At 38.9% G+C, this 13351-nt stretch carries 11 protein-coding genes and 1 tRNA gene; 4 read left to right on the forward strand and 8 right to left on the reverse strand.

From position 1 onward, the window contains the following. Positions 1-22 precede the first annotated feature (22 nt). The gene (locus GQR39_RS00885) at positions 23-814 is read right to left on the reverse strand and encodes a helix-turn-helix transcriptional regulator (RefSeq protein ID WP_007581507.1); all 792 of its coding nucleotides are present in this window, start codon (positions 812-814) and stop codon (positions 23-25) included. Between the two features lie 106 nt (positions 815-920). On the opposite strand from GQR39_RS00885, the gene GQR39_RS00890 reads away from it, so the two are divergent. Continuing rightward, on the forward strand, positions 921-2117 hold the full coding sequence (locus tag GQR39_RS00890; protein WP_165734592.1) for an MFS transporter: 1197 nt from the start codon (positions 921-923) through the stop codon (positions 2115-2117). On the opposite strand, the gene GQR39_RS00895 is transcribed toward GQR39_RS00890, so the two are convergent. The 4 genes from GQR39_RS00895 to GQR39_RS00910 all read right to left on the reverse strand — a co-directional run bounded on the left by GQR39_RS00895 (position 2106) and on the right by GQR39_RS00910 (position 5916). Continuing rightward, positions 2106-2327 (reverse strand): hypothetical protein, encoded by a 222-nt coding sequence (locus GQR39_RS00895; protein ID WP_007581505.1) that lies wholly within the window; start codon positions 2325-2327, stop codon positions 2106-2108. The two genes, GQR39_RS00890 and GQR39_RS00895, sit on opposite strands and share 12 nt — an antisense overlap. Positions 2328-2421: 94 nt before the next feature. Next, the gene (locus tag GQR39_RS00900; RefSeq protein WP_165734593.1) at positions 2422-2835 is read right to left on the reverse strand and encodes a GFA family protein; all 414 of its coding nucleotides are present in this window, start codon (positions 2833-2835) and stop codon (positions 2422-2424) included. A gap of 403 nt (positions 2836-3238) precedes the next feature. Beyond that, entirely contained in the window at positions 3239-4525 is a 1287-nt protein-coding gene (locus GQR39_RS00905) for an amidohydrolase (protein WP_165734594.1), read from the reverse strand. A 401-nt stretch (positions 4526-4926) separates the two neighbouring features. Then, positions 4927-5916 carry a fatty acid desaturase gene (locus GQR39_RS00910; RefSeq protein WP_165734595.1) on the reverse strand — a complete coding sequence of 330 codons (990 nt, stop codon included), beginning with the start codon at positions 5914-5916 and terminating at the stop codon, positions 4927-4929. Positions 5917-6308: 392 nt separating this feature from the next. Between GQR39_RS00910 and GQR39_RS00915 the strand changes: the two genes are divergently transcribed. Beyond that, a tRNA-Leu gene (locus GQR39_RS00915) sits at positions 6309-6393 on the forward strand. 218 nt (positions 6394-6611) lie between these two features. On the opposite strand, the gene GQR39_RS00920 is transcribed toward GQR39_RS00915, so the two are convergent. The 3 genes from GQR39_RS00920 to GQR39_RS00930 form a co-directional block, all read right to left on the reverse strand. Then, positions 6612-7085: a VOC family protein gene (locus tag GQR39_RS00920; RefSeq protein ID WP_121953951.1), complete on the reverse strand. Its 474-nt coding sequence runs from the start codon at positions 7083-7085 to the stop codon at positions 6612-6614. A gap of 140 nt (positions 7086-7225) precedes the next feature. Then, the gene (locus tag GQR39_RS00925; RefSeq protein ID WP_165734596.1) at positions 7226-9298 is read right to left on the reverse strand and encodes a catalase; all 2073 of its coding nucleotides are present in this window, start codon (positions 9296-9298) and stop codon (positions 7226-7228) included. A gap of 242 nt (positions 9299-9540) precedes the next feature. Beyond that, entirely contained in the window at positions 9541-10374 is an 834-nt protein-coding gene (locus GQR39_RS00930) for a mechanosensitive ion channel domain-containing protein (RefSeq protein ID WP_165721105.1), read from the reverse strand. 370 nt (positions 10375-10744) lie between these two features. Between GQR39_RS00930 and GQR39_RS00935 the strand changes: the two genes are divergently transcribed. Both GQR39_RS00935 and gss read left to right on the forward strand, forming a co-directional pair. Then, a complete protein-coding gene (locus GQR39_RS00935) occupies positions 10745-11131 on the forward strand; it encodes a hypothetical protein (RefSeq protein WP_165734597.1) in 387 nt (128 codons plus the stop codon). A 331-nt stretch (positions 11132-11462) separates the two neighbouring features. Continuing rightward, positions 11463-13331, forward strand: a complete 1869-nt coding sequence (gss, locus tag GQR39_RS00940) for a bifunctional glutathionylspermidine amidase/synthase (protein WP_165734598.1) — start codon at positions 11463-11465, stop codon at positions 13329-13331. Positions 13332-13351: the final 20 nt, after the last annotated feature.

The raw sequence follows: 13351 nt of genomic DNA on the forward strand, positions 1-13351 counted from the left end.
CTAAGCTAATTTAAGGGCTAACCTAATTTAACTGATTTAAGTCGCTCATGTATTTCATGGGCGACTTTTTCATCACCTTTTTAAACATAGTAATAAACGCACTAACCGATTCATACCCTAATAACTCCGACACCTGCTGCACACTTTGCTTATCAGAAAGCGCTTTTAAGGCTGTAATTATATGCAATTGCGTACGCCATTTTCCAAATGTCATACCGGTTTCTTTTTTTATTAACCGCGCTAATGTGCGCTCAGTTAATGCAAACTGCTTAGCCCATTGTGGTAGTGTTTTTCGGTTATTTGGCATATTTATAAGCTGATCGCTCATGGTTTGAATTACCTCATTTTTAGATAATACAAAATCCAGTGGTTGTACGGGCATTTCAATAAGTTGATCAAATAACACCTGCGCTAAACGTGCTGTTTTACTATTTAAAGTATAGTGCTGATTATGCCCAGCCAACTCACACATTAGCTCTTTAACCAGCGGCGTAATAGCTAACGTACAGGTATTTAACGGCATACCATTTTTACTGCTATCAATAAATAAATGACAAAGCTGCGCGTTATCAGACGCCCTATTACTATGCACCTTTTGTGCTGGGATCCAAATTGCACTGTGCGTAGGCACCATCCACATTTTGGCCGACACTTCACACGTTACATAACCATGTAGCGCTAAAATTAATTGCCCTTTTGGATGAGTGTGCAATGGTATTTCGTGACTTGCATGCGCGTGCTCTATTTTGGCTATTATGGGCTGCGCCATAGTTTCAAAATTTTTAATGTCGTCCCAGCCAATTGCATCAAACATAGTTTTGTCTGTTTTTAGTTATTTAATGTCATTATCTCTAAATTATAGTTTTTGCTAAGCCTTTATACTAGCGCCCATTAAGTATTAGCTTTAATGGTCTTCCCTTTTGTTAAATAACACACCTAAATCACGCTTTGCTGGCATATTACTTGTGCTTGGCATATTACTTATTGCCGCAAATTTACGCGCCACATTTACAGGTATTGCACCTGTGCTTGAACAAATTATTAATCACTTTGGGCTTAGCGCATCGCAAGCTGGGTTTTTAACAACATTGCCACTCATTGCCTTTGCGGTTGTATCGCCAATGGCCGCAACTCTTGCTAAAAAGCAGGGGCTAGAGCGCACCTTGTTTGTGGCTTTGTTATTTATACTTGCAGGGGTTGCAGCGCGGGTAATAAATACCTCAGCCATGCTTTTTGTAGGCACCGCTATTATTGGTGTAGGTATTGCCATCGCAAACGTATTATTACCAAGTTTAATTAAGCGCGACTTTCCTGCAAAGGTTGCGTTAATGACCTCAGCCTACGTGCTTACTATGGGCGTGGTATCGGGTGGGTTTTCCACTTTGGTATTTCCGCTTAGTCAGTTAAACGGATTAGGATGGCAACTTGCGCTGGGCTCATCAGCTCTTATTACTCTGGCGAGTATTATTGTATGGATGTCACAATTAAGTAAGCACACAAAACCCGCGAGTATTGCTCAACACGCTGACACGTCAAAAAGTGTATGGCGCTATTTACTAGCATGGCAAATTACCCTACTGCTGGGCTTAAACTCGTTTTTAAATTATATAATTATTACGTGGTTACCTAGCATATTAATCGAAACAGGCCAAAGTGCCACGCAAGCAGGTGCTTATCATGGTGCTTTTCAAATAGCGACTGCATTACCGGGTTTAATATTAATTCCGTTACTTGCCAAATTAAAAGATCAAAGCGCGCTTAGCTTTATTTTAGCCATGTTGAGTGCACTCAGTGCTTTGGGGCTGCTTTACATGCCTAGCTTTGCTTTTGTTTGGACCCTAATGCTGGGCTTTTGCTCTGGAGCGTGTTTTATATTGGGGCTGTCGTTTATTAGTTTACGAACCGATGATTCGCAACAAGCAGCGTCGCTTTCAGGTATGTCGCAAAGTGTAGGGTATTTACTCGCGGCGATTGGTCCTATGCTCGCTGGTGCATTACACACGACTACGGGAAGTTGGAGTGCGCCATTATGGCTGTGCGCTATTGCCGGAGTACTGTGTGCATTATGTGGTTTGGGCAGTGGTAAAAACACCACTTTAGCTAAATCAGCTAACTAGCTGCTGTAACCACGAAAATAAACCAGACGAAGTTTTGTTGCTCGTGTGTTTTTGCTCATAGCGTTTATTAGTTGCTTCGCGCTGTTCACGGCGCTCTTGTGCTAAATTAGCTTTTGCAGCAAAACGTAAGCGCTGCTCTTGAGTAAGCTCATCATTAAAACTAATGGCTGTTTTTTTAACTGCTCGGCTGCTTTTAGGTGAACTACACATGTTATTCTCCAAATGACTGACTTATAAGTAGACAGTCATTTGGTAAAATAAATTTCAAACCGCTTACTAAAAAAGTGATTTTTTATCAGTATTACTAATTTTGTGGGGTTGTATCAAACGCAGGTACTTCATGTAAGCCGCTCAACCAGCTCAATGTTGATTTAGACCAAATTTGTGCTGTTGGCGTAAACTGTTCACGCTGATCAACCGCACCAATACGCAAGCCATATACACGGTCAGCTTTAGCTTCGTTAGTTGCATAAAGTGTTGTTCCACATGTGCCACAAAAACCTTGCGCACGCTTGTTACCGCTTTGCGCTGTTTTAACAAACTCTTTTGGCTCACCTTGGGTAAATACTACCGAATTTGGCTCTGCAATTATAACGGCTCTAAATGGGCCGCTCGACATACGTTGGCAATCGCTACAATGGCAAACAAGTGCATTGTTATTTTGAGACTTTGCTTGGTATTTAATTTCACCACAGTAACAGCTTCCAGTAATTTCCATTATTTAAATCCTTAATGCTTATGAAGATTGAATCGAGATATAAGACCGGCAGTATCGATTCATTATTTTTAAAATATAAAAAATTGCTCACCGGTTCATTTGTATGCTCGGCTAGATGTTTAATTCTTTAGAGTGATTTTTTAAAAGTTGAGCAAGTGCTACAAACATGATCCGATGTTTTAAATAAAACAGCAATACCACGTTAAGCTAATAGCGTAACGTGGTGTGTTTAAGCTATTTTTATACCAATTCGCTTAATTAAGTTGTCTATTTTGAGGTAAGAAAACCGTGTCGATAACAAGGCAAAAATTTCGTTATTTAGTTGTTCTATATGAGATATTTTTAACGAAGTTAACGTGCGGTTTAATCCCTCAAATTGATTATGTATTATTGCGAGTTGGTATTAATGTGCGTTTAAATAATCAACAGCTAACAGGCTAAGCGCCTTAGTGCCTACTTTAAACGACGATTCGTCGGCATAAAAATAAGGTGAGTGATTACTAGCCACTGTATTTAAATCTTGCTCACTTGGTGTGCCGCCTAAAAACACAAATACACTTGGCACTTCTAATGCGTAAAACGAAAAGTCTTCTGCGCCGGTTATTTTTCCCATTTCAACTACGTTTCCATTACCTGCTGCTTTTTTAAGACTAGGTAACATTTGCGCGGTTAGCTCTGGGTTATTAATCGTTACCGGATAACCTTCGTGAATGTGTACCTCTGCAGTAGCACCTGACGATTTAGCAATGTGCGTGGCTGTGGTTTTTATTTTTTCAAATATTTGTGCACGATTATCCATATCAAAATTACGAATTGTACCCACCATTTCTACTTCTTCAGGAATAATATTATTGCGTACGCCTCCCGCTATTTTTCCAAACGAGACAATAGCAGGCTCTTTGGTAATGTTAATTTGGCGACTAACAATATGATTAACGCCAGTTACTATTTGCGCGGCAGCAGCAATAGGGTCAACTCCAGTCCACGGTGCAGAGCCGTGTGCCTGCTTGCCATGTACAGTTATTTCAAATCGGTCTGCACTGGCCATTGCAGGGCCACTTCTATAACCAATTTTACCGCTGTGCAAACTAGATGTTATATGTAACCCAAAAGCAGCTTCTGGTTTGTATTGTTTAAATATGCCTTCTTTAAGCATTAGCTCAGCGCCACCCTCTTCCCCCTCTGGTGCGCCTTCTTCTGCAGGCTGAAATACAAACATAATATTACCGTGTAGCTCATCTTTCATGTTTGCAAGCACTTGTGCAGCGCCCATTAGCATGGCCACGTGCGTGTCGTGCCCACAAGCATGCATTATGCCTACATCTACACCACGGTAATTAGTGGTTTTAGTTGATTTAAAATCAACATCGGCTTTTTCAGTAACTGGCAGCGCGTCCATATCTGCACGTAGCATTACTGTTGGACCAGGCTTTGCGCCTTTTAATAACCCCACAACGCCTGTATAAGCAATCCCCGTTTGTACCTCCATACCCAGCGACTTTAAGTGCTTAGCTACGATACCTGCTGTGCGGGTTTCGCGATTTCCAAGCTCAGGGTTTTGATGAAAATCACGTCGCCAATCAATAACCTGTTGCTCTATCTTTTTAACTTGCTGATCAATGTTTGCATTGGCATTGAGCGCACTAAGGGCAGCAAAGCCTAGCGCTATTGAAATTAGTGATTTTTTCATCCTGTTTGTCCTTATTATATTTATTGGTTTTATAATATTGATGAGCACGAGCCCTTATGTATTATTGAGAACATAATTAGTTCGCTCTATAACCACTATTACTGAAGGCTCTACAATAATCAATCCCATTTAAGCTAGATGCCCAACTATGGGGGGCCACTTCACTTTTCACTGGTTTTATCTATTTTTAGTTTGAAGATTTAGCGCTAATTAAGCCTACCATTTTTGTTTTTATTGATTTAAAAATGGCATTGAATAGTCAACCAACGCACGTAAAGTGAGTTTTAATAAGCGCGGTGGTGGATAGAAGAAGTTAACGAGTAATAGGTTTGGTACATAATTGCTATTCAAACTATAAAATAAGAATAGCAATGTAGAACCTCCCCTTATGTTGGGGGTAATTATTTAAATGCGTTAGCATTTTTTATGCTGTCAAAATCGTTAAAGCGCACGTTGTGTTGCGCCATTACTTTAAGTATTTTTTCACTTAGCATTTGACGTAAATAAAACGGCTGATTTGGCACAAAATGGTGGATAGTATGCGTTTTACCAAAGTTAAAACAAAACAAGTGAAACGGCATAAATAAACGGCTCGTTAGTACATGAGTTTGCTCAAGCATGTTATTAACGCCGCCATAGTAATGCATGCTTGAGGTAACAAAATTAAGCGAGCTTGAGCGAATAATATTAGGCACAATGAGCACAACCATTAAAAATTCGAACACGTTCATTATGCTTAGTATCCAGCTAGGTGAATTTAGCGAAAGTGGTATAAATAAATCAACAATATGAAATAAAATAACGCTGTATAAAACAGCAAAATACGCAGTCGCTATCGGAAACCCCGCATTAAAAACACTCGAAAAACTAAAGCCATTAATTTCTTTTCTAAAACGTTTAGTAGAAATAACTAACCCTAATAACCCATCTACAATAACTAGCGCACGTAAAAATGGATTTTTAATACCGTTACCCACCAAGCGTTCTTCTAGGTCTTGTTGTGTGCCTGAGGTTTTGTGATGGTGTAAATGCATTTTACGTCGGTACCATGGGCTAATAGTATTTGGCCGCATTAACCATACTGTTAGCATCATAAAATTATGCATGAACGGCTGATTACTAAAATATTGTTTATGTATAAGGTCGTGTTCTAACTCATGGGAAATAGATGCAGCAATAGCCGCAAGTACTATGCATACCCAAGCAGGTATGATGGCTAAATAATATAAAACACCAACACCAATTAATGCGCTAAGCGATAGCAATAAAATAATTAACCCTAAGGTATTTTGATGTGCAAGTAACGGGTGCTTTTGACGAAGTGATGCTTCCTCTGCCTTAATTGCTTTCACAATCGATTGAATGTTCTGTTTGGCACTTAATTGAGTCATATATAATGTCTTAAAAACCTTGTTATACAAATAATACCTGAATTGATCGCAACATCGGGATAAAGCAGGAATATTTATTGTAGTACGATTAACTATTACCAATAGTTCAATTGCTTATTTATTCAATCGCATAACAAATTTAATAGCACTCATAACCCAAAATATTCGCTTTATATATCAGCCCAAAAAGACTTAAAAAATTTACCTGTGGAGTATCCTTGCTATAAACGATTAATTATCAACCAGTTGTTTATGCAAATAAAAGAAAAGGCTTGCCGCCCCCTCTTTTGTTTGTATAATGCGGATACAGAATAAGAGGTATATAAGTATCCTTTTTATTTTAAGTGGTTTTTCTTTATCTTTTTATGCTTAAAAGATTAAAGAAAAATTATGCCAGCGTGATGAAATTGGTAGACATGGGGGATTCAAAATCCCCTTCCGAAAGGAGTGCCGGTTCGAGTCCGGCCGCTGGTACCACTTTTTGAACCTCAGCTAATTATTGGCTGAGGTTTTTTTATGCCTAAAATTTAACTAGTAATTTGTACCAATTCGCTTAATTAAGTGAGCTATTTTGAGGTAAGAAAACGGTTTCGATAACAAGGCAAAACCTAGATGAGCTGAAGCAAAAGCCACAGGCCTCCCATTAAAGCCATCAACATATCTTAGGAAGGGACAAAATCTAATAAGCACGCTAGTTATGCGTCTTGCTCTTGATTTGTTATATCTCCTATTCGATTATTTAACTCTTCGTCACTAACATCTTCTTTGTGTGTACCAATGATCCATATATGACCAAATGGGTCTTGTATCGTGCCGGTCCTATCACCATAAAACTGATCATGTACGGGTCTTATTAGTGTTGCACCAAGCTCAATTGCTTTTTTAAATACGGTATCAACATCTTCAACATAAAGCATAAGGCTTAGCGCTGTACCACCTAGTTCTTTTGGGCTTTTTAAATGTTCTTCAGAACCAATATCTGAAAGCATAATATGCGAATCACCAATTATTATTTCTGCATGGGCTATTCCACCATCAGGTAAAGGCATTTGCATTACGTGTTCAGCACTAAATGCATCACAATAAAAATCTATCGCTTTTTGTGCGTCATTCATAATTAAATAAGGTGTAACTGAATGAAACCCTTTTGGTATTGCCGAAACTGACATAGTGATCACCTCGCTGTTGAATCCATGTTATTAAAACTGATTTAAATGCTGTCTGTAATAGGCACTAAAGTTTTTAAATAAAGGTCAGATTGACTGACCTTAAAACAATATATAAATTAAATAATAGCTCTAATAAATACTTAGCGCTGCCAAAAACGTAAATTACGTAATGACTCTATAAATGCCTCGCCCGATACGGTAGCTAAATCAATCCAGCCATCATCAGCTTTGTCATCGAGCCCTGCGGCTTTAAATAATGGCTTAGCCTTACTTGTAAAACCTATGTATTTCATATGTGCATACGCATCACTTACAAAGTCTTTAGCTTCTGCAATAGCAGCTAGTTTTTCGGCTCCCTCTTCAGTGGTGAGTAAAAGTACCGCATCATATAAAACCGATGGACCACCATTAATAACCTGATCAGCTTTAAAGTGCTTACCTTTACTGCATTTGGCACCGCCAACTTGTGGGGCAATAATTTCAAAGTTTGCGCCTTCACTTTTAAGTGCATTGGTAACCGATTCAAAAATGTCTGCATTAAAGCCATCACTTACTAAAATACCTAATTTACGGCCTTTGAAGGTGTTGGGCGCATTTTTCAAAATACTTAACGCATCAGATACAGGTAAGTCTTTACGTGTTGGCATAGCAGCTTCAGCTGGGTCTGGCATTTCTTGCAAGCCAAGTCCTTCGGCAACTTTATTTGCGAGGGTTTCGTCAATATTTAACAAGTGCGATACCAAACGTTCTCGTATTGGTAAATGCTCAACTTTAGAAAGCTCGAACACGTACGCAGATTGAATATGCGCCTGCTCTACCTCTGTTTGGCTTAAATAAAACTGACGAGCTTGACTGTAATGATCGCTGAATGTTTCTGAGCGATAACGCAGTTTATCACCGCCGCTTACCTCAGGCTCGCTTGAGCTTTTAAAGCCGTGTACTGGGCATTCGCGCGGGTTGTTTTCGTCGCCGCTCCATGAGTTTGGTTCGTAATTAACACGCCCTTTTGGATTATGCATTGCCATGTGCCCATCTTGCTGAAAATGCCTCATTGGGCACTTAGGCGCATTTACCGGAATTTGCGTAAAGTTAGGTCCACCGAGGCGTTTTGTTTGAGTATCAAGGTATGAAAAATTACGCCCTTGTAGTAATGGGTCGGGAGTGAAATCGAGTCCTGGTACAATATTTTGTGTACAAAATGCTACTTGCTCTGTTTCTGCAAAAAAGTTGTCTACAACACGGTCAAGCACCATACGGCCAACAATTTGCACTGGTACTTGCTCTTCAGGTATAAGCTTAGTGGCATCGAATACATCAAATTCAAATTCATCAGCAAATTGCTGATCAAACACCTGCACACCTAACTCCCACTCTGGGTAGTCGCCGTTGCCAATAGATTCCCACATGTCTCTGCGATGAAAATCAGGGTCCGCGCCGTTTAGCTTAAGTGCTTCGTTCCATACTACAGATTGCAAGCCGCCTTTTGGTTTCCAATGAAATTTAACGAATTTCTCTTCACCTTTGGCATTAATGAATTTAAAGGTATGAACGCCAAAACCTTCCATAAATCGCAATGAACGCGGAATAGCTCTATCAGACATTGCCCACATAACCATGTGCATTGACTCAGGCGATAAGCTCACAAAGTCCCAAAAGTTATCATGTGCTGTTTGCGCTTGGGGGAAACCACGATCTGGCTCGGCTTTAGCTGAATGAACTAAGTCTGGAAACTTCATCGCATCTTGAATAAAGAATACCGGTATATTGTTACCCACTAAATCCCAGTTTCCTTCTTGGGTATAAAATTTCACCGCAAAACCACGTACATCACGTGCTAAATCTGGAGACCCTTTATTACCTGCAACCGTAGAGAAACGAGTAAATACTGGGGTTTTTTCACCTTTTCGCTGAAAAATATCTGCACAGGTTAAATCTTCAAGCGTGTCGTAAGTTTCAAAATATCCGTGTGCACCATAGCCTCTAGCGTGCACTACACGCTCAGGAATGCGCTCGTGATCAAAGTGAAAGATCTTCTCGCGCATTATGTGATCTTCTAATAATCCTGGGCCACGCTTTCCAGCACGTAATGAATTTTGATCGTCACTTACAGGGCAGCCCTGCGCGGTGGTCATGGTAGGGTGTTCATCCGACGCTTTTTGATGCAATTCACCGCCATGCCCTTTATTACCTGCGTATTTAAATGATTCAGCCATGTTTAGTCCTTCATACAGTTTGATTTAATGGGTCAATAGTTTTTATGAGCTTAAAAGCTAAAAGCGACTATGCAAATGCAAAATAAAGACCAGCTATCCAACCTAGTAAAAAAGGGCTGTACAGATAACAATGTAGTATTTGAAGTGGTTTATAAAAGAAAAGGTTACACAGGTATGTAACTTTTTCACACAAAAAAAGAGCACTTAAAAGTGCTCTTAGGTTTATGCATTTTTAAATTTAATTAATCTTTATTCTCGTTAACTAAAATAACTTTACGATGTGGGAAAGGTATTTCAATGTTGTTTTCATCAAGTGCTTTTTTAATTAACTCTGGCACCGTGTAAAGAATATCGAAGTAATGCTCGCCCTTACAAAAAGGTCTTACTAAAAAGTCTACTGAGCTGTTGTTAAGAGTTTCTACTTCAACAAAAGGAGCTGGATCTTTTAGTATGTGTGGGTGCGCTGCAAGTACGGCATCTATAACTTTACGTACAGCCGTTGTATCTTCACCGTAAGCAACACCAAAATGCATATCCACACCACGAATTGGATGATGTGAATGGTTTATAATTTGCGCGCCCCAAATTTGACTATTTGGAATAATAACCTGTTGGTTATCGAACGTTTGTAAAATAGTAGTAAACATATCTACTTCTGTTACTTTACCAAAACGCCCTGCTGCCTCAATAAAGTCATTCACTTTATAAGGTCTGAAAACAAGCAACATAACGCCCGCTGCAAGGTTCGACATTGCACCTTGTAACGCCAAGCCTATAGCAAGCCCCGCAGCACCTAGCAAAGCAATAATAGAGGCTGTTTGTACACCAAAGCGATTTAACACAGCAATAATAACGAACGCTAATATGATGTAGCGAGCCATGCTGCCTAAAAAGCGAAAAAGCGTGTCATCAAGATGAGTGTATTTATGACACAAGCCAATAATTAAATTGCGTACTTTGCCTGCCAGCCATAAGCCCGCAAGTAAAATTGCAATCGCCAGTAATATGTTGGTTGCCCACGTAATTGCAGCGGGTAAATATTGATTAATATCAATGTTGTTTATTATGTCTTCCATTGTTTTTCCTGTTTTAAAAACTTTTAACTGACTTCAATCCATACTAAGCGCAATAGTTTAACAAAAAATTAACTAAAGTACGACTATAGGAGTAATTTAAAACATAAAGAAAGAGCGTTCCCTTAAAACATGTCATCGCTCACGTAAATCTTTCAACACATAATTTTGCTTTACCCCTTGGTTTATAGCTTAAATAATTAAACTTTAACTAGTTCATAAATAAAGTTAATGCCCAATATAAATCTCAGTTAACTCTTTTAATTTTCTAATTATTGCTGGCACTCATCTATAAATTTACCGATAATCTCACCTAAGCGCGCATATATTGGCGAGACAACACAATTGGATGAAATTAAAACAAAGGATTATTATGAAAAAGTACTCAATTTTACTTACAGCGGCAGCACTTACTGTACTTGCTGGTTGTTCAACATCTGTTGCAATAAGAGACTTTGAACAAAACCCTATTCCACAAACATCAACAATTACCAACAGTGAAGCTGACGTAGAAAAAGGTATTCTAAAGGCATGTATTCAGCTTGGTTGGAAGTGTACGCCTATGAGTGAAGGTAAAATAAAAGGTGTACTGGATATTCGAACACACCAATTAACTGTCGATATTGCGTATGACAAAACGGAATACTCAATCAACTATAAAGACTCTATTAACTTAAACTACAACGGCAAAAAAATTCACCGCCAATATGTTAATTGGGTATCAAACCTAATACGCCATATAGATGCTGAAATGATTTAGCGGCGCGTTAACCTGCTTTACATATTATAAAAATCACTAAATATGAATAATAAAAGTGGAGAAGTTACCTATAGTTTCTCCATTTTTTAGTTGAGATTTAAACAACAACAATCACTTCAAAAAATATTAATAATTTTCAACCAGTTACAAATCAAAAAGCACCAAACCTAACACTATTAGTAAAAGTACTCTCCCGTATTTTCACTCTTTAATGAATGAGTAATTTTTTACTTATCCCCCTTCGTAAAAACATATTTTATATCTTGCTATAACGCAGTTTCGCTCATATAGTCAGCAAATTATCACACCTTTATTTTGAACATCTTTGTTTATGAAATCTTCTGCTCCTGCTAGTGATTTTGGTACCTTATTAGGTTATGCACCTGGTAATGTTGCTGTGTATTCATCTGATTATGATACGGCTGACGAAAGCATTTATCCTAATCGTAGCGCCTATCGTAGTTACCTTGATGGCATTTACATGGGCTATAAATGGCAATGCGTTGAATTTGCACGTCGATGGATGTATCTCAACCATAGCTATATTTTTGATGATATTGCTATGGCTTACGATATTTTTGAGCTGCGTTCAGTGCGCGATGTAAATAGCCAAAACAGATTGCCACTAAACGCGTTTAAAAATGGTGCTAAACATCACCCTCAAGTAGGTAGTTTACTTATTTGGGAGGAAGGCGGCGAGTTTGAAGAAACAGGCCATGTTGCTGTCGTTGTTGAAGTGCACGAAGATAAAATACGCCTTGCTGAGCAAAATGTAGGACATCAAATATGGCCAAAAGATCAAAGCTGGTGCCGTGAACTAAAAGCAAAAGTAACTAAAGATGGCGACTATTGGATTGAGTGCTCTTACAGCGACGCCACTATTTTAGGCTGGATGACACAAACTGATGAAACAGAATATGCTGAGCCAACGTCTGAGCTAAATACTGATTTATTTATTATAGAAGCCCATAAAGCAGTAGATACAGGCCAAGCAAACAAGTCATGGTTAAATATTGCGAATGACGATGAAGCTGCCTACGTAGAAATGATGCAAGGCCATAAACTTACATCAGTAGCTGAGGATCAACATAATTACTTTGCGATATCTCAAACGGCGCAGCAAAGCATTGAGCATGCAACAAATGAGCTGCATGGCTTATTTATGCATGCAACCGACTATGTACTGCAGCACCCTGAGTTATTAAAAAAGTTTAATTTACCCGATGTTGTGCTTAATAAAATTCGCCAATCGTGGGATAACCGCTTAAACCAATTAATTACCAGTCGATTTGACTTTGCTTTAACAGCAGCAGGTTTAAAAGTTTACGAATACAATTGCGATTCGGCATCGTGTTACATGGAAAGCGGCAAAGTTCAGGGTAAATGGGCAAAACACTTTGGTGTTAAAACAGGTGTAGATGCAGGCCAAAATTTATTTAAAGATCTCGTAAAAGCATGGCGTAAAAGTGAAGTAAAAGGTCTTGTTCATATTCTGCAAGATGATGAACCAGAAGAGCATTACCACGCATTATTTATGAAAGAAGCCATTGAAGCCGCGGGCTTTGAGTGTAAGTTAGTAATTGGCTTAAGCACACTTCGCTGGAATGAATCAGGCAACATAGTAGATGAAGACGGCTCACAGCTGAGCTATGTGTGGAAAACCTGGTCGTGGGAAACCGCACTTGATCAAATTCGTGAAGAATGTGAAGCCGACCAATCATTAGGTGATAACTTTGAACCACAATTCAAAATTGGTGAAACGCCACGCTTAGTCGATGTACTGCTGCGTAAAAACGTGATGGTATTTGAACCGCTGTGGACATTGATCCCAAGTAACAAGGCTATTTTACCAATACTGTGGAGTTTATTCCCTAATCATAAATATTTACTTAATACCGCGTTTGAGCTTAACGACGAGTTATTACAAACCGGTTATGTAGTTAAACCAATAGTAGGACGTTGTGGTGCTAATATTCAACTTGTTGATGAACAGCAGCAAGTTATAGAAAAAACAATGGGGCACTTTGCCGAGCAAGACCAAATATACCAACAACTATTTGCACTGCCTAAAGTAGATGACTACTTTGTACAAATATGTAGTTTTACAGCCGCCGGAAAATACTCTGGTGGTGGCGTACGTGTTGATAAAAGCATGATCATAAACGGCCATAGCGATTGTATGGCACTGCGTATTAAATAAATAAATAATACTAAGCCCGC

It is taken from the genome of Pseudoalteromonas sp. C8, assembly GCF_011378685.1.
Lineage (GTDB): Bacteria > Pseudomonadota > Gammaproteobacteria > Enterobacterales > Alteromonadaceae > Pseudoalteromonas > Pseudoalteromonas arctica.